16 protein-coding genes and 1 riboswitch are annotated in these 19,767 nt (G+C 29.8%); of the genes, 11 read left to right on the plus strand and 5 right to left on the minus strand.

What is annotated here, in order from left to right; translation table 11 throughout:
* Nucleotides 1-735: 735 nt before the first annotated feature.
* Nucleotides 736-2,373, plus strand: coding sequence for a hydroxylamine reductase (gene hcp / locus AXY43_RS18935; RefSeq protein WP_023974036.1), 1,638 nt, complete (start codon nucleotides 736-738; stop codon nucleotides 2,371-2,373).
* A 297-nt stretch (nucleotides 2,374-2,670) separates the two neighbouring features.
* Nucleotides 2,671-4,509, plus strand: coding sequence for an APC family permease (locus tag AXY43_RS18940; RefSeq protein ID WP_023974035.1), 1,839 nt, complete (start codon nucleotides 2,671-2,673; stop codon nucleotides 4,507-4,509).
* A gap of 140 nt (nucleotides 4,510-4,649) precedes the next feature.
* On the opposite strand, the gene AXY43_RS18945 is transcribed toward AXY43_RS18940, so the two are convergent.
* From AXY43_RS18945 to AXY43_RS18960, 4 genes are all read right to left on the minus strand, one after another.
* Nucleotides 4,650-6,074, minus strand: coding sequence for an amino acid permease (locus AXY43_RS18945; RefSeq protein ID WP_011968132.1), 1,425 nt, complete (start codon nucleotides 6,072-6,074; stop codon nucleotides 4,650-4,652).
* Nucleotides 6,075-6,225: 151 nt separating this feature from the next.
* Nucleotides 6,226-6,399, minus strand: a riboswitch (Lysine riboswitch).
* 256 nt (nucleotides 6,400-6,655) lie between these two features.
* Nucleotides 6,656-7,459, minus strand: a complete 804-nt coding sequence (locus AXY43_RS18950; RefSeq protein WP_017211749.1) for a hypothetical protein — start codon at nucleotides 7,457-7,459, stop codon at nucleotides 6,656-6,658.
* Entirely contained in the window at nucleotides 7,453-8,157 is a 705-nt protein-coding gene (locus tag AXY43_RS18955) for an ABC transporter ATP-binding protein (protein ID WP_171787069.1), read from the minus strand. The genes AXY43_RS18950 and AXY43_RS18955 overlap by 7 nt, the downstream gene beginning before the upstream one ends.
* A 74-nt stretch (nucleotides 8,158-8,231) precedes the next feature.
* Nucleotides 8,232-8,600: a GntR family transcriptional regulator gene (locus tag AXY43_RS18960; RefSeq protein ID WP_011968135.1), complete on the minus strand. Its 369-nt coding sequence runs from the start codon at nucleotides 8,598-8,600 to the stop codon at nucleotides 8,232-8,234.
* Between the two features lie 223 nt (nucleotides 8,601-8,823).
* Between AXY43_RS18960 and nadA the strand changes: the two genes are divergently transcribed.
* The 8 genes from nadA (at nucleotide 8,824) to AXY43_RS19000 (ending at nucleotide 15,544) form a co-directional block, all read left to right on the plus strand.
* Entirely contained in the window at nucleotides 8,824-9,747 is a 924-nt protein-coding gene (gene nadA / locus AXY43_RS18965) for a quinolinate synthase NadA (protein WP_337250455.1), read from the plus strand.
* Between the two features lie 7 nt (nucleotides 9,748-9,754).
* A complete protein-coding gene (locus AXY43_RS18970; RefSeq protein ID WP_105411965.1) occupies nucleotides 9,755-11,062 on the plus strand; it encodes an L-aspartate oxidase in 1,308 nt (435 codons plus the stop codon).
* On the plus strand, nucleotides 11,037-11,882 hold the full coding sequence (gene nadC, locus AXY43_RS18975; RefSeq protein WP_077869414.1) for a carboxylating nicotinate-nucleotide diphosphorylase: 846 nt from the start codon (nucleotides 11,037-11,039) through the stop codon (nucleotides 11,880-11,882). The genes AXY43_RS18970 and nadC overlap by 26 nt, the downstream gene beginning before the upstream one ends.
* Nucleotides 11,883-12,057: 175 nt before the next feature.
* The gene (locus AXY43_RS18980; protein WP_023974031.1) at nucleotides 12,058-12,792 is read left to right on the plus strand and encodes an ATP-binding protein; all 735 of its coding nucleotides are present in this window, start codon (nucleotides 12,058-12,060) and stop codon (nucleotides 12,790-12,792) included.
* A 220-nt stretch (nucleotides 12,793-13,012) separates the two neighbouring features.
* Nucleotides 13,013-13,447 carry a universal stress protein gene (locus tag AXY43_RS18985; RefSeq protein WP_011968140.1) on the plus strand — a complete coding sequence of 145 codons (435 nt, stop codon included), beginning with the start codon at nucleotides 13,013-13,015 and terminating at the stop codon, nucleotides 13,445-13,447.
* A gap of 314 nt (nucleotides 13,448-13,761) precedes the next feature.
* Nucleotides 13,762-14,007, plus strand: coding sequence for a TIGR04540 family protein (locus AXY43_RS18990; protein WP_011968141.1), 246 nt, complete (start codon nucleotides 13,762-13,764; stop codon nucleotides 14,005-14,007).
* Between the two features lie 30 nt (nucleotides 14,008-14,037).
* Nucleotides 14,038-15,057, plus strand: a complete 1,020-nt coding sequence (gene trpS, locus AXY43_RS18995) for a tryptophan--tRNA ligase (protein WP_105411966.1) — start codon at nucleotides 14,038-14,040, stop codon at nucleotides 15,055-15,057.
* Between the two features lie 31 nt (nucleotides 15,058-15,088).
* Entirely contained in the window at nucleotides 15,089-15,544 is a 456-nt protein-coding gene (locus tag AXY43_RS19000) for a DUF3284 domain-containing protein (protein WP_017211756.1), read from the plus strand.
* Nucleotides 15,545-15,597: 53 nt separating this feature from the next.
* Here the strand turns inward: AXY43_RS19000 and AXY43_RS19005 are convergent, their stop codons facing one another.
* The gene (locus tag AXY43_RS19005; protein WP_023974029.1) at nucleotides 15,598-16,824 is read right to left on the minus strand and encodes an aminopeptidase; all 1,227 of its coding nucleotides are present in this window, start codon (nucleotides 16,822-16,824) and stop codon (nucleotides 15,598-15,600) included.
* 313 nt (nucleotides 16,825-17,137) lie between these two features.
* Here AXY43_RS19005 and polA point away from each other — a divergent pair, with 313 nt between their 5' ends.
* Nucleotides 17,138-19,741 (plus strand): DNA polymerase I, encoded by a 2,604-nt coding sequence (gene polA / locus AXY43_RS19010; RefSeq protein WP_105411967.1) that lies wholly within the window; start codon nucleotides 17,138-17,140, stop codon nucleotides 19,739-19,741.
* The last annotated feature ends 26 nt before the right edge of the window (nucleotides 19,742-19,767 follow it).

A 19,767-nucleotide genomic window follows, 5' to 3' on the forward strand; every position in this document is an offset into this window, starting at 1 on the left:
AATATAAAAATACTTGCAGTATAGTATAATTTTAATTTACTGCCAGACAATCGAATGGGAATATATGTGTTTACTCTGTTTCCTAGAAGATTTTACTGGATTATTCTAAGATTATAAGTTGCATCCAAAATACTTGCTTCAAAGACTACGCTTTTGAACAAGCATATTTGGAACAACTTATAATCTAGAATAACGACCAGCAAAATCTTCTTATGAACACTCTGTAAAAACATATATTACCATTCTTTGTTTAGTAGTAAGTTTAAATTAAGAATATATTAATGCAAGTATTTTTATATTTATCAGATTAGTAATACCTTTGATAGAGATTATTTACAATCACTAATACAGTTTGTACCCTTATAATACACAAATATATAACTTTTGAAGCATGCATAAATGGATACAACCTCCTATTTAGACATACCCAGCGAAGTTTTTCTAGTCCTGCGAAACATATATGTATTCTATTTCGGTTGGTTACCACTTCACTTTAAGTTCGTCACAATACCTTTAAATTGTTATGACTTAGAGTATATATGAATTCTAGGTTATTTTTATGTATTTATAAAAATAATTCCAAAAGATTTCTGAGTCGTAACAAATGAAACAGAGTATTTTATAATTTCAATGTAAAATAGGTTCATAAGGTGATTCGAGGGAATGTACCTAACTGATATAGAAATTTATAAAAATTTATTTGATAAAAATTAAGTGTGTGGAGGAGATTTCAATATGGATAATAAAATGTTTTGTTTTCAATGTCAAGAAGCAGCAGGATGTACAGGATGTACTGTAAAAGGTGTGTGTGGTAAGACTCCAGATCTTGCTAAGATGCAAGATTTATTAATATATGTAACTAGAGGTTTATCAGAAGTAGCTACAAAAGCTAGAGAAGAAGGGATTGCTGTATCACAAGCTATAAATACTACAGTAACTATGAACCTTTTTACTACTATAACTAATGCTAACTTTGATAAAGAAGTATTTTACGGAAGAGTAAAAGATACTTTAAAAATAAAAGAAGAATTATTAGCAAAATTAACTAATAAGGAAAGCTTAAGTGCAGCTGCTTTATATAATGCAGAAGCAAGAACTGATCTTGAAGCTAAAGCAGAAACAGTTGGAGTATTAGCTACTGAAAATGAAGATATTAGAAGCTTAAGAGAGCTTATTACTTATGGATTAAAAGGACTATCAGCATACATGAAACATGCTAATGCTTTAGGATATGAAGATGAAAATATATGTGCATTTATGCAAAAAGCTTTATCATTAACTGCTGATAACAATGTAACAATAGATGAATATATAGCATTAACTTTAGAAACAGGAAAAGTTGGTGTTGATGGAATGGCTTTATTAGATAAAGCTAATACAGAAAGTTATGGTAATCCAGAAATAACAAAAGTAAATATCGGAGTTGGAACAAATCCAGGAATACTAATTTCAGGACATGACTTAAAAGACTTAGAACAATTATTAATACAAACAGAAGGAACAGGAATAGATGTTTATACACATTCTGAAATGTTACCAGCTCACTACTATCCACATTTAAAGAAATACTCACATTTAGTAGGTAACTACGGAAATGCATGGTGGAAACAACCAGAAGAATTTGAAAGCTTTAATGGACCAATACTTATGACTACAAACTGTATAGTTCCTCCAAGAGATAGTTACAAAGGAAGACTATATACTACTGGCTCAGCAGGTTATGAAGGATGTACTCATATTGCAGCTGATGAAAATGGAAAGAAAGATTTCTCTGTAATTATTGAACAAGCTAAGAAATGTGCAGCACCTACTCAAATTGAAGAAGGAGAAATTGTTGGTGGATTTGCTCATAACCAAGTATTAGCTTTAGCTGATAAAGTGGTTGACGCAGTAAAAACTGGAGCAATTAAGAAATTCTTCGTTATGGCAGGTTGCGATGGTAGACAAAAAGCTAGATCATACTACACAGACTTTGCAGCAGCTCTTCCAAAAGATACTGTTATATTAACAGCTGGTTGTGCAAAATATAAATACAACAAGTTAGATTTAGGAGACATAGGTGGAATTCCAAGAGTTTTAGATGCAGGACAATGTAATGATTCATACTCATTAGCAGTAATTGCATTAAAACTTAAAGAAGTATTCGGTCTTGAAGATATAAATGAATTACCAATAGCATTTAATATTGCATGGTATGAACAAAAAGCAGTAATAGTATTATTATCTCTATTACACTTAGGAGTAAAGAATATTCACTTAGGACCAACTCTTCCTGCATTCCTTTCACCAAATGTAGCTAATGTTTTAGTAGAAAACTTTGGTATAGGTGGAATTACAAATGTTGAAGATGATATGGCAATGTTCTTAAGATAAATTAATATAAGATAAATAATAGAAGAAGATAGCTGGTATGAAACTAGTTATCTTCTTTCTTTTTATTTAGAATACAGTAAGTAGTAAAGACAAAATCGTACTGTCGAAAAATATTTAAAAATAAAGTTGTATTGAAAACGTATTTATAAAAATAAATATATTTACATCAATAATATATAGATATATAATCTGTATGTTGTAATAGCAGGTAATAAAAAAGGAGGAGAAAATCCTTTTTATTACCTGTTGTATAAAGTTGAAATTGCATAGTAATTTTTACAATATGGGGGAAGAATTATGTTTAAAAAAATTCAATCATTATTGATTGGAAGAGCTCTTAAAACTAACGAATTAGCTGAAGAAAAATTTAGTGTTATTTGGGGGCTGCCAATATTATCAAGTGATGCTATTTCATCGGTAGCTTATGCAAGTGAAGAAATACTATTAGTTCTTATACCTATTCTTGGTATGCGTGCATATGGATCCATGATAGAAATAGCAATAGCAATTACAGTTTTATTAGGAATAATAGTGTTTTCATATAGACAAATAATCGATAATTTTCCTCATGGGGGCGGATCGTATATTGTTGCGAGCGAAAATATAGGTAAGCTTCCAGGATTGGTGGCAGCGTCATCATTAATAATTGATTATTTATTAACTGTTGCAGTTAGTACCTGTGCAGGAGCAGCTGCAATAACATCAGCGATTCCATCCTTGTTGCCGTATCAACCGTTAATAGCTATTTTTGTAATAGGGTTAATAACATTAGGGAATCTTAGAGGAATAAGGGATTCATCTAAGTTATTTGGAATACCAACATATTTATTTATATTATCAATAATAATAATGATAATAACAGGAGTATTCAAAGTATTAGTGTTGAAAGAAAGTCCAGAGCAATTATATGTAGTTCCACAAGCAGCTGGAGATTTAACTTTGTTATTATTCCTAAAGGCCTTTTCTTCAGGATGTACTGCTTTGACAGGTATCGAAGCGGTAAGTGATGGAATACCTAATTTTAAAAATCCAGCTCAGAAGAATGCGAAAATAGTATTAGGAACATTAGCTTGTATTGTTTTTATTATATTTGGTGGGATATCATACCTCTCAACAATGTACAAAGCAGTTCCGGGTCAAGATATTACAGTAATAGCACAAATAGCAATCCAAGTTTTTGGACAAAACAGTTTAATGTTTTTTATAGTACAAGCTACGACAGCTATTATTCTTACACTTGCAGCTAATACTGCATTTTCAGATTTGCCGCTACTGTTATCAATATTAGCTAAGGATGGATATGTTCCAAGACAACTTGGGAAAAGGGGAACTAGATTAAGTTTTTCAAATGGAATAGTATTGTTATTTCTAGTATCCTCACTTTTAGTTTATATTGCAGATGGTAGTACTCATATGTTGTTATCTTTGTATGCGGTTGGTGTATTTATATCATTCACATTATCACAATTTGGAATGTTTAGAAAATGGACTAAGAGCAAGGAAGGGCATTGGAGACATAAAGCGTTTATAAATGGGTTAGGGGCAGCTGTTACAGCAGCAACATGCATAATAATAGGTGTAGAGAAGTTTAAGCATGGAGCATGGATTGTGCTTGTATGCATACCGATACTTGTAACAGGAATGTTAAGAGTTAGAAGACACTATACTAAAGTTAGAGAGAACTTAAAAATAGAAACAGGTTTAGAGAGTTTAATTGTAAGAGAAGCAATAACAAAACATGTTATTGTGCCAGTTCAAACAATTAATAAATCTTTCATTAAGAGTTTAAATTGCGCTTTAACTCTTGGGGAGAACATAGAAGTTTATCATGTTAGTACAGATGAAGAAGTCACAAAGAAACTAATAGAAAAGTATAATAAGCTTGGGATAGCAGCTCAATTGGTCATAGAAAATGCGCCATACAGAAATGTTAACGAAAAACTTTTAGCGTATGTAGAAGAAAAACATAAGCACTTAAAGAAACACGAAGTAATAACAATAGTAATGCCTCAATTTATTATACATAAATGGTGGCATCAGACACTTCATAATCAAACATCAATACTTTTAAGAAGATCTATACTTAAGATGAGAAATGTAGTTATTGTAACTGTGCCTTATATAATTAATGAATAGGATCATATAATATAGAAAGGAGAGTACCTCAAAAATATTTGAGGTACTCTTATTATTTCCAGAGAAATATAATATTTAAAGCTAAAATAGAAAGTACAAGTAAAAGTTAAACTTAAAAATTATGATCTTACTTTTTGTTACTATTTATCAGAGAAGTCTAAATCAACTTTATCTAAAGGAATAACTTTAGTCTTATTCTTTATTTTATAACCTACGTATAAGATTAAGAATAATGGAAGTCCTATATAAGCTGCAATTAATCCATTCCAATCAATCGCCTCAGGAGTAATGTATGAATATCCTTGACCTATTATTATAATAATACACATTAATAATGCTAATATTGGACCAAATGGATATAAACTAGCCCTATATTTTAACTCATTTAAATCCCTTCCTTGATAAACATATGCTTTCCTAAATCTATAGTGGCATATTGCTATACCTACCCAAGCTATAAATCCAGCAAGACCAGATGCTGCAACTAGCCAAACATAAACAGTACTCTCTGCATATAGACCTGTTAAAAAGCAAGCAGAAGCTATTAATGTAGTTAGAAGTACGGCATTTATAGGTACACCTCTATTATTTGTTTTAGCAAAAGCTTTAGGAGCCATACCTTCTTTAGCCATTGCATAAAGCATTCTACTTGATGCATACATACCAGAGTTACCAGCAGATAATACAGAAGTTAATATGATCGCATTAATCAGTGAAGCAGCACCTGCAATACCAGCTTTTTCAAATACCATTGTAAATGGGCTTGTATCAAGTCCAGCTTCAGTAAATGGTATTATTGCTCCTAGGACAATAATCGTACCTAGGTAAAATATTAATATTCTCCAAAATATTGATTTTATAGCTTTTGGAATATTCTTCTCAGAATCTTCGCTTTCACCTGCAGCAATTCCAATAAGTTCAGTACCTTGAAATGAAAAACCTGCAATTAAGAAAATAGAAAATATTGATTTAATTCCTCCATGGAAGGGTCCATCTTCAATGGTGAAGTTATGAAATCCTATTTTATCTCCACCCATTATGCCTACAATCATTAAAACACCAATTACTATGAATATAAGAACGGTAACCACCTTAATACCAGCAAACCAGTATTCTGATTCTCCATATGCTCTAGATGATAAAATATTTAAGCCTACTATAATTACTAAAAATAAAATACTCCAATATAGGGCATTTACATCTGGAAACCAGTATTTCATCAACAGAGCACCGGCAACCATTTCGGCTGCAATTGTTATAGCCCAGTTGTACCAGTAGTTCCAGCCAAGGGCAAATCCAAGAGCTGGATCAATAAATTTATTAGCATATGAGCTAAATGAACCAGATATTGGCATATGAGTTGCCATTTCTCCTAAGCTTGTCATTAAAAAGTATACCATTATACCTACTAGTGCATAAGCTACTAATGCACCACCAGGACCAGCTTGGTGGAGAGTATCACCCATTGCAAGGAATATACCGGTACCAATAGATCCGCCTATGGCTATCATGTTTAAGTGTCTTGCTTTTAAACTTCTCTTTAATTCGTGATTTTCTTCACTCATTTTTCTATCCTCCATTATGGTTTTAAATTTCCATAAGCAAGTAACTAAGATAATATAAAAATTAAAACAATAAAAAAAGCCATGAGAGCATACTCATGACATAAATACGAAAGTTACACATTTTAAAAATATGACGAATATCGACATTTACATTAAAAATAGCTCTCCACAAAATAAGTTGTGGCAGTCTTGTATATATTTTACACAAGCCCAGCAAATAGTATTAAAGCAACAGCTATTTACTTCGGCGAAAGTTCCTTTCTTATTACTTCAATGAGCTTACCTCCATAATAATACTCTTAAATTTCGCGCCTCTATCTTAGTTATTTACCTATTAAGTTATATGTAATTATGTAATAAAATGAGGAATAAGTCAATATAAAATATTTAACAATTTATAAAAATGCATAGAAAATGACTAAAATATTTGCATATTAAAAGCGACTATTGAAAATTATTTCAATAGTCGCTTTTTTAATATTTATAAATAAATATACTATCTTGGTAAGGATTAGTGTTTGTATTTAGCTTTTTATACAAGTTGGCACCATACTAAGATTATATATTTAAAATAGCATTTTTTATTCTAAATTTAATTTATTTTTTAATATATAGCTTGTTATTATGAAATAAACTATTATGAAGATTATATTAAATACTGTGATAGATATTAAAAATAAATTAATAGGCCAAAGAGATTCAATATTTCTTAGTAAATCAGGCAGTCTAGAGGATGAAAAAGCTATCCCAATAGATGAGGATATTGCACCTGCAATTAAATTTAATATTATGAATGCCCCGAAAGATGAAAGAATTCTATGCTTACTAAATATATGCCCAATTGATATAGAAGCATAAATCATACTAATAAATTTTACAAACTGAAATATCATAGCAATTAATAATTCTATAATAATTACATAAATTTGTATTCCTATTTTAGCATAACCTTCTGAAAGAGCCCTAAAAGTTTCAGAAAAGAATTGACCAAAAGCCCTAGGGTCAAATGCCATAATAATTATTGAAAGTATGGCTACAATTCCACTTATTATAGTCCAAAAAGTAGCAATTGAAAGTTTGCTTGTAATGTTTGTGATGGTGCTCACTGGAAGGGTGTTCATTAAATATCCTTCATCACCAAGCAGATTTTTATAAAATCTTTGGATAATTATGAAAAAGGTGACTATGAATACAGCAGCCATAGTACATCCGTATCCAAAGATGCTTAGTATAAATGGGATTGAACCAAATCCTTGAAGTTTATGGGATAGACCAGTTCCGATAAAAATTTTATTAATGATAGCAAATGCTAATAATACTAAATATAGCGGTATAAGGGTTCTGCCAGTTGCTTTTACCTCATACTTCATTAATTTTCCTAACATCTAAATACCTCCCTAAATAGAGCATCAACACTCTTGCCTTCATTTTCTCTTATTTCATCAACACTTTTAGTTAAGAATATATTTCCATATGATATAAAGACTACATCATCTAATATTCTTTCAATGTCAGAAATAAGGTGAGTAGATATAATTATAGTGGCATTTTCATTGTAATTAGTGATTATTGTATTTAAAATATAATCTCTGGCAGCAGGATCAACACCTGCGATAGGTTCATCTAATAAATATAAATCGGCCTCTCTACTCATAACTAAAATAAGTTGTACTTTCTCTTTTGTACCCTTTGACATAGTTTTTAATTTATCATTGGGATTAATGTTAAGTTTTGATAACATATTATAAGCTTTCTCAGGATTGAAATTATCGTAGAAGTCTTGAAAAAAGCTAATAATGTCTGAAACTTTCATCCAGTCATTAAGATAAGTCCTTTCTGGAAGATATGAAACAATTTTCTTTGTTTCAATTCCAGGTTTATTTCCTGATATTAATATTTCTCCATTTGATGGAGTTAAAAGACCATTTGCCAACTTTATTAGTGTGCTTTTACCACTTCCATTTGGACCTAAAAGTCCAACAATTCTGCCACGATTGATTTTTAGATTTATCCCTTTTAATGCCTCAGTATTAGAATAGGTTTTAAATAAATTTTTGCATTCTAAAATAGGGACATTATCCATATTGTTATTTGTAAAAGTAGACATTGTATCACTTTCGCTAGAGTTATACAATATTTTATTATCAGCATTATCCATTATTTCATCTCCTTTGATATAATTTCTATAAGTTGGATTGTCTCTTGATTGGTATAACCTATTTTTTCCATATTGTGAAGAAATTTTTCAATTTGATCTCTTGCTAAACCATTTCTTATATTTTTAATCATATTAACGTCCTCCGTAATAAATCTGCCACTAGTTCTTTGAGAAAATACTAAACCAGTTCTCTCGAGTTCTGTTAATGCTTTCTGCATTGTATTAGGATTAACAGCTGCATCACCTGCCATATCTCTAACTGATGGCAATTTTTCACCAGCTTTGTATATGCCAGAAACGATTCTAAGTTGTATTTGTTCCATTAGCTGCATGTAAATTGGTCTATCGTCATTAAAATCCCATGACATAGTCTCACTCCTTCGTAAATTGTACTACTGTATTGTTGTACTAAGTTGTTAATACAATAATACAACTATAACTTTTAGCTGTCAAGAAAAATAAAATGATTTTTTGTAGGTTAAATAAGGCAATGAAATCTGTTGAATATTAAAAATTGTGGTGTTATAATTATTTTCAATGGTGTATATACACCTGTAAAATTAATTAAAAGAGGTGTAAATAAACATGGCGATGGATTTAGCAAAAGAAATATTAAAGTTAAAGAGAGAAAAGAATGCTCTTATTCTTGCACACTATTACCAACCAGGAATTATACAAGACTTAGCAGATTATGTAGGAGATTCTTATTATTTAAGTGAAATAGCTAGAGATTGCAAAGAGGAAGTTATAATGTTTTGCGGGGTTAGATTTATGGCAGAGAGTGCAAAAGTTTTATCACCGAATAAGACTGTTTTAATGCCATGTCCTAGTGCAGGATGTTCTATGGCAGATATGGCAAGCGGCAAGGCTTTATTAGAACTAAAGGAAAAGCATCCAGATGCTTATGTAGTTTGCTATATAAATTCAACGTGTAATGTGAAAGCTCATTGTGATGTAGCTGTGACTTCTTCAAGTGCATTGAAAATATTAAAGAAGATACCTAATAAAAAGATTATGTTTTTACCTGATAGGAATCTAGGTGAATATATATCGGAGTTTTTCCCAGAAAAAGAGTTCATATTATGGGATGGATTTTGTAGATGCCATAATAAGGTAAGCAGAGAAGATATATTGATTGAAAAAGAAAAGCATATAAATGCAAAAGTATTAGTCCATCCTGAATGCACAAAGGAAATCAGAGATATTGCAGATTATATAGGGAGTACAAGTGGAATAATAGATTATGCGACTAAAGATGAAGGAACCGATTTTATAATAGCGACAGAAGAAGGGATTTTACATGAATTAAAGAAAAAGAATCCTAATAAAAATTTCTTTATACCAGGAGATAAAATATGTTGCCAAGACATGAAAAAGACAACCCTTGAAAATTTGTATGATGCCTTATTAAATATGAAAAATGAAATGATTATAGAAGAAAATGTTAGAAAAAAGGCGTTAAGATCGTTAGAAAATATGCATTTACTTGCATCGCAAGATGTTAGAAGTAATTAGGAAAAATATGAATAAGTTTGTTGATGTTCTAATAATAGGTTCAGGGGTATCAGGTCTTTATTGTGGATTAAATTTAAGGAAAGATTTAAATGTCTTGATTGTATGCAAAGATAAGATTACTTGTAGTAACACTTATCTGGCACAAGGGGGAATATCTGTTGCAAAAGGTGTTGAGGATATTCCACTATATATAGAGGATACTTTAAAAGCAGGAAGATACAAAAATGATTTGGAGGCTGTTGAAACTTTAATTAATGAATCTATGGTTAACGTAGAATCATTGATTGAAATGGGAATTGCTTTTGATAGAAATGAAGATGGAAGTTTAAACTTTACAAAAGAAGGCGCTCATTCTGTAAATAGGATAGTCCATACAAAGGATAATACAGGAGAAAGTACTGCAAAAATTTTAATTGATAAAGTGAAAAAGAGAGAAAATATAAGTGTTTATGAAAATACTCATTTTGTAGATATTATAGAAAAAGAAAATAATTGCATTGGAGCCATGTTAATAAGAGAAGATGAGCAAATAAATGTTTATGCAAAAGCTGTTGTATTGGCAACTGGAGGCATAGGTGGATTATTTAATAATTCAACTAATCAGAGAATATTGACAGGAGATGGAATAGCATCAGCAATAAGACACGGTATAGAATTAAAGGATATGGATTATATTCAAATTCATCCGACAGCATTTTATGGAGAAGGTGAAAATAAGAGGAAATTTTTGATATCAGAATCTCTAAGAGGGGAAGGTGGAATTCTTACAAATATAAAAGGGGAAAGATTCATAAATGAGCTTTTGCCGAGAGATGTGGTATCAGAAGCAGTATATAATCAGATAAAAGAGACAGAAGTACCTTATGTAAATTTAGATATAAGGTTTTTGGGAAAAGATTATATCATAAATAGATTTTCAACCATTTATGAGGAATGCTTAAAAAGAGGAACAGATATAACAAAAGAATGTATTAAGGTTTCTCCAGCTCAGCATTTTTTTATGGGAGGAATAAAAGTAGATTTGGATTCTAAAACATCTATGAAAAACCTATATGCAGTTGGAGAGACAAGCTGTACAGGAGTACATGGTGCTAACAGACTCGCAAGTAATTCATTACTTGAAGGACTTGTATTTTCAAGAAGAGCTGCAATATCGATTAACAACATTGTGGATTATTTGGAAATTAAAGTTTTTCCTGTGGAAAGATTAGAAAAATCATGGGACGAATTACAAGAAGAAAATAAAGAGATAACTGTGAGAACTATAAAAGAAAAGGGTGGAAAGTTAGATGATAAATTATTTAGTTATAGATAAAATAATAAAAGATGCACTTATTGAAGATTGTCCAAGCGATGACATAACCACAAATTCAATCATAGGAGAAGAAAGTATCTCTACAGTAGAATTGATTTGCAAGGAAGAAGGCATAGTTGCAGGACTTGAAGTATTTAAAAGAGTATTTGATTTATTAGGAAATGTGGAGATCGAATTTTATAAGCGTGATGGAGATAATGTACATGTAAAAGACAGAATTGCTTTTCTAAAAGGTAATACAAGAAGCTTATTAGTTGGGGAAAGGATTGCTCTAAATTTACTTCAAAGGATGAGTGGAATAGCTACATTAACGAATAGATTTATACAAGAAATAAAACACACAAATGCAAAATTATTAGATACAAGAAAAACAACACCAAATTTAAGGATATTAGAGAAATATTCTGTAAAGATTGGAGGTGGATGTAATCATAGATTTAATTTATCTGATGGTATAATGATTAAAGACAATCATATTAGTGCGGCTGGTGGAATAAAAAGGGCTATAGAGCTAACTAGAAAAAATTCTTCATTTGTTAGAAAAATAGAGGTAGAAACTGAAAATTTAGAAATGGTACAGGAAGCACTATTAGCAGGCGCAGATATAATAATGCTTGACAATATGAGTCTAGAGATAGCTAAAGAAGCAGTTGAAATAATAGGAAAAAGAGCCTTAATAGAATTCTCAGGAAATGTTGAACTAAATAATATTAAAGAAATAGCTGAAATAGGTGTTGATTACATATCTGTAGGAGCATTAACGCACTCAGCTAAAATATTGGACTTCAGTTTAAAAAACTTAACATTGTTAGAAAATTAAAAATTGATAATTAATATTTCTGTATCAAATGAAACGGATTTTATATGAACATTCTATTATAATAATTCTATAAGTTAATTGATTTATCTAAATTCTATATTTCAATTATTAGTGTATGGTCAAAGTTTAATGATTAGTGAATTTAAATGAGTGTGAAATTTAGGAGGAGAATTTTATGATAAGAAGAGTTATTAAAATAGATGAAGAGAAATGTAACGGATGTGGTGTTTGCGCAAGTGCCTGTCATGAAGGAGCTATAGGTATAGTAGATGGAAAGGCAAAATTATTAAGGGATGATTATTGTGACGGGCTTGGAGATTGTCTTCCTTCATGTGAAACTAATGCTATTTCTTTCGAAGAGAGAGAAGCAGCTGCTTATGATGAAGAAGCTGTAAAGATAAACATGGAGAAAAGAAATACTGAGCAAAAGAAATTAGAGTTAAACAAGAATCAAACAATTCAATTTGGATGCCCAGGTTCACAATCTAGAATGTTAAGCCATAAGAAGATTGAAGTGAAGGATGCGAGAACTGAGGGTGAGATAGTATCACAATTGAATCAATGGCCTGTGCAGATTAAACTTGTTTCTCCCAATGCAGCATATTTTAATAATGCTAATTTACTTATAGCAGCAGATTGTACAGCCTATGCATATGGAGATTTTCATAATAAGTTTATTAGAAATAAAATTACATTAATAGGATGTCCAAAACTAGATGAGGGAGATTATTCAGAAAAACTAACGACAATTTTGAAGATGAATGATATAAAAAGTGTTACTGTTGTAAGAATGGAAGTTCCATGTTGTGGTGGAATAGAAAATGCTGTGAAAAATGCATTAAAGGCAAGTGATAAAATGATTCCTTGGCAAGTAGTAACTATTTCGACTAATGGAGAAATTATTGAATAAAAATATAAATAAAATAAGGGTATATTTGCATATATAAAAAGTTTTATATGTAGATATGCCCTAGAAATTTATAAAAATGATTATTTCAGGGTATACTTAAATTAGAAATGGGAATTTATACAGATAAGTAAAAAATTATATATTCATTAAGGTGAAATAGAGGATATTATTGCTAATGTGTAGAATACTATAATATCGAGATATTTAAGGGGGAGTATATATGAATAAAAGGAAAGTGTTAATACCAATAGACGGAACAGAAAGAAGTATGCATTCTTTAGAATTTGTAAAAGAAATATTTCCCGATAAAGATTCAATTGAAATTATAATAATGAATGTTAAAGAATTAGTACTGATAAATGAAATGATAGTTGCTGATGAGATAAAATTTGCACAAGAATTGGGTGAAGAAATATTACAAGCAGCTAAAGAAAAAATGAAAGATTATAAGACAGAAACTTATTTTACTTTTGGATATCCAGGAGATGAAATAATAAAGAAAGCAAATGAAGAAAATATAGGAGTAATCGTTATGACTAAATCTACTAAAAGAGGTTTAAATCGAATGATTGGCTCAGTAACTACTAATGTTGTCAAACGTGCCAAATGTATTGTAATGATAGTGCCTAATGATTTTTCAATTAGTATTAAATAAGCAAGTTAATCAGTAGGTTTGAAAATTAGAATTTTATAGGCTATCTTAAAAATTGCATTTTAAGGTAGTCTTTATTTTTGAATATAGAATTTTACTATGTATAATGATATAATAAAGCGAAACTTATTTGTTATAATATAAGTATTTATGGAACATTAAGTTAAAGATTTATATTAAATAATAATTTTAAGGTGGAATTTATTTTAGCTTATATTAATACATGCGGTTAGTTCATAATTTTCAGATAAGGGATGAGAATTTTGAATTGATATAAATTATATAAAAATTATTTTGTTATATTTAAGGAGTAAGAAATGAGAGCAGTTTATAGAAATCCAAGAGAATTAGCAACATGTTTAAAGGACATTGTGGATACATATTATGATGACCTAATTTCATATGAAAAGATGGAAGAAAGAATTATGAAGATAGTTGATGCTAATAGAGAAGCTATATATAAAGAAAAAAATATGTCAGTTAAGATAGCTAATGTCTTAGGAGATAAAAGAGTAGATGTAATTAATAAAGTAGTTGAAAGTAAAACTAAGTCAGAAGTTTAATGAGTTTTGCGGTTTAGGAGTGAATTTGGAATGGGTAAGAAAGTAATATTAACAGGAGATAGACCAACAGGTAAATTACATATAGGACACTATATAGGTTCTTTAAAAAATAGAGTTGTACTTCAAGAATCAGGCTTATATGAAAGTTTTATAATGATTGCGGATCAGCAGGCTTTAACAGATAATGCAAGAAATCCTGAAAAGATAAGAAATAGTTTAACAGAAGTTGCACTCGATTATTTAGCAGTTGGAATTGATCCAAGCAAATCAAATATATTTGTACAATCACAGATACCAGAACTAAATGAATTAACAATGCATTACTTAAATCTTGTTACTTTATCAAGGTTAGAAAGAAATCCAACAGTTAAGCAAGAAATAAAACAGAAAAATTTTGAAAATAGTATTCCGGCAGGTTTTCTTATTTATCCAGTAAGTCAAGCGGCTGATATTACAGCATTTAAAGCAGACACAGTACCAGTTGGAGAAGATCAACTGCCTATGATTGAGCAAACAAGGGAAATCGTTAGAAGTTTTAACTCTATATATGGAGAAGTTCTAGTTGAGCCAGAAGCAGTACTTCCAAGTTCTAATGCGGGAAGATTACCTGGAACTGATGGAAAAGCTAAAATGAGTAAATCAATAGGAAATTGTATATATCTATCTGATGATGCTGATACAATTAAGAAAAAAGTAATGTCAATGTATACAGATCCTAATCATATAAGAGTAGAAGATCCAGGGCAAATAGAAGGAAATACTGTATTTACTTATCTAGATGTATTTGCAACTGATAAAAATGCTGTTGAAGAAATGAAAGAGCATTATAAACGTGGTGGTCTTGGTGATGTAAAAGTAAAAAGATACTTAAATGAAATTTTACAGGCTGAATTGGAACCAATAAGAAATAGAAGAATTGAGTTTGAAAAAGATATAGATGCAGTATATAAAATGCTAAAGGATGGTAGCAACAAGGCTAGAGAAGTGGCAGCTAATACTCTTAGAGAGGTTCGAGAAGCAATAGGGATAGAATATTTTACTGGAAAATAATAAAGTAAATTCATTAGAGGGGGAATTCAAAATGAAAGCTATTGGAATATTAAATTATCCAGTAGAAGATGTGTTCCATATTTTTATAAAAAATGCAAAGAAAGATTTTTCGGATTTTAACGAAGAAGATGCGACAGGATGTAAGATTCAAAAGAGTATAAATACTGGTAGACCTAATCCAGTAGAATGTACAGTTGAAATAACAGGATATGCAAAAAATGAAAAATATCAAATTACTACCTCAACTGATTTTACAACATGTATATCCACATATAATTTCAAAGGGCAAAAAGATGGCACAACCAAATTAGTATTTGAAGAAGAACAGTCAACAGATAAGTTTTTTGGATATATGTCATTATGGATTCAAAGATTTATGGCTAGGCGCGCCTTTAAGGCAAAGTATAATAATATTGTAGATGCTCTCAATAATGAATTGAAGACATATGCTAATAATAAAGAACGAAGCAAGCCTAAAAATAAATAATAAAAATACAGGGTTGTAAAATCAATCCTGTATTTTTATTTTATTAAAAAATATTAAAACCAATTACCATTATTAAAAATTTTAATTTCTTCACCAGCTGGTGTAATACCAGTTATATTTGTATCTTTAGTTCCTATCATAAAATCAACATGTATCAACGATACATTTGAACCAGATAGAATTGATTCTTCTCTTGTCATTTTTTCTCCGTTCTTTATGCAGCAAGGATATGAAGAACCAAGAGCCAAATGGCATGAAGCATTTTCGTCATATAATGTATTATAAAAAATTATATTTGAATTTGAAATTGGAGAATTATATGGAACTAAGGCAACCTCACCTAGATATCTTGAACCTTCGTCTGTATTAAGAAGCTCAGTTAAAATATCTAATCCAGTTTCAGCAGAACAAGCTACAACTTTACCATTTTTAAATGTTAAGGAAAAATTGTTTATTAAATTTCCACAATAGCTTAAAGGCTTTGAGCTAAAAACAATTCCGTTTACGTCATCCAATTTAGGGGTAGTATAAACTTCTTCTGTAGGCATATTAGCAATAAATCTCAGACCATCTTGTGTTATATCCTCACCCCCGCACCAAATATGATCTTGAACTAATCCTATTTTTAAGTCAGTTCCAAGAGAATTTGTAAAATGAAGATATTTAAATTTATAGGAATTTAATTCTAATACCTTATCATGAAGAAGGTTAGTGTGTTTATTCCATGCATCTATAGGATTCTGTTCTTTAAGTCTCATAACAGTAAAAATTGCATCCCATAATTTTTCAATTGCTTCACATGAGTTAGATTCACTAAAGACTTTTTTTGCCCAGTTTTCAGTTGGAATTGAAACTATGCACCAAGCATTTTTGTTGGAAGTACATGCGCTATGATATTTCTCTAATGCTGTACGTCTGCCTTTTTGATATGCCGATATTTTCTCCGAATCTACATCTTTGAAAATATCTGGATCAGATGCGGAAATACTCAAAAATGCTGCATTATTTTCTACGTAATAGTCATATTTATCTTTTTCAAATTTTGGCGTAATAGAAAGAATTTCCTTTGCAGAATTATTAAATCGTATCTTATTGAATTTTTCATCATTATAATTTATAACTACATCAGAAGCACCAGATTTATAGGCTTCATCCGCAAGTAGCCTTGCAAAGTTACTACACTCAATAGGGCTATTTATAACTAAAAGTCCATCTTTTTGTATATTTACACCTTTGATAATAGCAAGTTTAGCATATTTAGATAAAAGGTTATCTAACAATTATATCACCTCATTACATAATAGATTTTTATAGTACTGGTTAATTTAAAATACTTTGCATTCGGAATTACGGTCTATAATTAACATTATAACAATTTTTGCAAGTTATCTACTATAGTAAAATAAAGAATATACAAAATAAGAATTATTACTAATAATTATGGAAATAATATGAGATAAATTCATTACACAACAAGATACATATATACTTTAAGTTATACAATATAGTATAATGAGTTTAAATAATGACTTGAAGTAGATAATAATATTTCTAGTTGAGTAAATTTTTATGTTAAATTTCAGGAGGTTTCTAATGAAAAAATTATTGGTTTTAGACTCAAATTCACTTATGAATAGGGCTTTTTATGCTTTGCCTCCTCTTACAAATAGTGATGGAATAAATACTAATGCCATTTATGGTTTTATAAATATGCTACTTAAAATGAAGGATGAAATTAATCCAGATAGTATAATTGCTACTTTTGATTTGAAAGCACCAACTTTTAGACATAAAGAGTATTCTGAATATAAAGCAGGTAGGAATAAGATGCCGCCAGAACTTGCGGAACAATTCCCGATTATTAAAGAACTATTTAAGTTAATGGGAATTAAGATATTTGAAGTTGAAGGCTTTGAGGCAGATGATTTGATTGGAACAGTATCAAAATTTGCTGAGGACAATAATACAGAAGTATTTGTAGTTACAGGAGATCGTGATGCACTTCAACTAGCATCAGAAAAAACTAAAATTATAATTACTAAGAAAGGTGTCAGTGAAACTGCTGTTTATGATAAAGAAAGCTTTATGGATGAGTTTGAAGTGACTCCAGAGCAATTTATAGATGTAAAAGGATTAATGGGAGATAAGTCAGATAATATACCAGGCGTTCCAGGAGTGGGAGAAAAGACTGCTTTTAAGCTTATAAAGGAATATGGATCTGTTGAAGAAGTTATTAAAAATATAGATAAAATTTCCGGGAAAAAACTTAAGGAAAATTTAGAAAATAATGTTGAACAAGCAATATTTTCTAAGAAATTAGCTACAATTATGAGAGAAGTTCCAATCGAATTAAATTTAGAAGATATAAGTTCTAGTAATAAAGAAAATATATTAGAAATTAAGAAGATGCTCATTAAACTTGAGATGAAGTCAATATTATCTAAATTTAATGATGACACAGTTCAGGAAGAATCTAACATTGAAGTGAGAAATATTACTACAATTGAAGATATGAAAGCATTATTCTCAGAGATGAGAAATAGAATTTATATAGATTATACTTTAACTGATGCATCTAAATATTCTAAATTAAAACTTGAATATTTAATGTTCGGGGAAGAAAATAAGGGTACTATTATAGATTTTAAAGACATAAGTTCTAAGGATAGTGAAGAAGCTTTAAAAGTTTTGAAAAATCTTATGGAAGATGATAATGTTAAAAAAGTTATTCATGATGGAAAAAACTTTGTTACATTTTTAAATAAAAATCAAATTGAAATAAAGGGATTTGATTTTGATACTGCGATAGCAGCTTATTTAATTGATTCATCAAAGAGTAAATATGAAATTCTAGAACTTGTTAATCATTATATTGGTGATAATCCTAACAGTGAAGACAGCAATATTAAGGCAATTCTTTGCAGTTACTTACCTATGATTTATGAGAAATTAAAAGAAAATCTTCATAAGGAAAATATGGATCAACTTTATTATGAAGTGGAGCATCCATTAATTTATGTGCTTTCATCCATGGAGAGTATTGGATTTAACATAAATCAAGGTATGTTAGATGAGCTACAGACTAAGTTTAAAAAAGAAATCGATAAGACACAAAAAGAAATATATGAATTAGCGGATGAGGAATTTAATATTAGTTCTCCTAAGCAACTAGGAAAAATATTATTTGAAAAATTGGATTTACCAGTCATTAAGAAAACAAAAACTGGATATTCAACTAACCAAGAAGTTTTAGAGAAGCTAATGAATAAGCATGATATAATACCTAAAATAATGTATTATAGGCAAATCACAAAGATAAATTCTACATATGTAGAAGGTTTAAAAAATGTGGTTGATGAAGATGGGCGTATCCATTCAAACTTCAATCAAACTGTAACTACAACAGGAAGACTATCAAGCACAGAACCTAATTTGCAAAATATTCCTATAAAATATGAAATGGGTAGAGAAATAAGAAAAGTATTTATACCAATGGAAGAAACTGATATACTGGTTTCATGTGACTATTCGCAAATAGAATTAAGGGTATTGGCTCATATTGCTGGAGATGAAAATATGATAGATGCATTTGAGCATCATAGTGATATTCACACAAAAACTGCTTCGGAAGTATTTAAAGTTCCGATAGGAGAGGTTACTTCTCTTATGAGAAGTAGAGCAAAAGCAGTTAATTTTGGGATAGTGTATGGGATAAGTGCGTTTAGTCTTGCAGAAGATTTAAAGATCACAAAGAAAGAAGCAGAAGAATACATGTCTATATATTTAGAAAGATATCCTAAGATAAAAGAATATCTTGAAAATGTTGTAGATGAAGCTAAAGAAAATGGATATGTATTGACAATTTTAAATAGAAGAAGATTTATTCCTGAGATAAAATCTTCCAATAAGATAGTTAAGGCTTTGGGTGATAGATTGGCAATGAATGCACCAATTCAAGGAAGTGCAGCTGATATAATAAAGCTTGCAATGGTAAATGTTTATAACAGATTAAATGAAAAAGAATTAAAAAGTGAATTAATCCTTCAAGTACACGATGAACTTATTTTAAATGTAAAAAAAGATGAATTTGAAGAAGTTAAAAATTTAGTTGCTTATGAAATGGAAAATGCAATTAAGTTAAAAGTAGCACTTGATGTGGATGTTAATTTTGGAGATACATGGTACGATGCCAAATAATGTATTGTGGAATTAAAAAAGGTGGT

Source organism: Clostridium sp. MF28, assembly GCF_002969175.1.
Lineage (GTDB): Bacteria > Bacillota > Clostridia > Clostridiales > Clostridiaceae > Clostridium > Clostridium beijerinckii.

Bases quoted from the DNA above. Each gene is read 5' to 3' on its own strand.
- AXY43_RS18945 (WP_011968132.1), bottom strand. From the start codon at position 6,074: ATGAGTGAAGAAAATCACGAATTAAAGAGAAGTTTAAAAGCAAGACAC.
- AXY43_RS18950 (WP_017211749.1), bottom strand. From the start codon at position 7,459: ATGTTAGGAAAATTAATGAAGTATGAGGTAAAAGCAACTGGCAGAACC.
- AXY43_RS18970 (WP_105411965.1), top strand. From the start codon at position 9,755: ATGAATAAGTTTGTTGATGTTCTAATAATAGGTTCAGGGGTATCAGGT.
- AXY43_RS18985 (WP_011968140.1), top strand. From the start codon at position 13,013: ATGAATAAAAGGAAAGTGTTAATACCAATAGACGGAACAGAAAGAAGT.
- AXY43_RS18940 (WP_023974035.1), top strand. From the start codon at position 2,671: ATGTTTAAAAAAATTCAATCATTATTGATTGGAAGAGCTCTTAAAACT.
- AXY43_RS19000 (WP_017211756.1), top strand. From the start codon at position 15,089: ATGAAAGCTATTGGAATATTAAATTATCCAGTAGAAGATGTGTTCCAT.
- AXY43_RS18955 (WP_171787069.1), bottom strand. From the start codon at position 8,157: ATGGATAATGTCCCTATTTTAGAATGCAAAAATTTATTTAAAACCTAT.
- nadC (WP_077869414.1), top strand. From the start codon at position 11,037: ATGATAAATTATTTAGTTATAGATAAAATAATAAAAGATGCACTTATT.
- hcp (WP_023974036.1), top strand. From the start codon at position 736: ATGGATAATAAAATGTTTTGTTTTCAATGTCAAGAAGCAGCAGGATGT.
- AXY43_RS18960 (WP_011968135.1), bottom strand. From the start codon at position 8,600: ATGTCATGGGATTTTAATGACGATAGACCAATTTACATGCAGCTAATG.
- AXY43_RS18980 (WP_023974031.1), top strand. From the start codon at position 12,058: ATGATAAGAAGAGTTATTAAAATAGATGAAGAGAAATGTAACGGATGT.
- polA (WP_105411967.1), top strand. From the start codon at position 17,138: ATGAAAAAATTATTGGTTTTAGACTCAAATTCACTTATGAATAGGGCT.
- nadA (WP_337250455.1), top strand. From the start codon at position 8,824: ATGGATTTAGCAAAAGAAATATTAAAGTTAAAGAGAGAAAAGAATGCT.
- trpS (WP_105411966.1), top strand. From the start codon at position 14,038: ATGGGTAAGAAAGTAATATTAACAGGAGATAGACCAACAGGTAAATTA.
- AXY43_RS18990 (WP_011968141.1), top strand. From the start codon at position 13,762: ATGAGAGCAGTTTATAGAAATCCAAGAGAATTAGCAACATGTTTAAAG.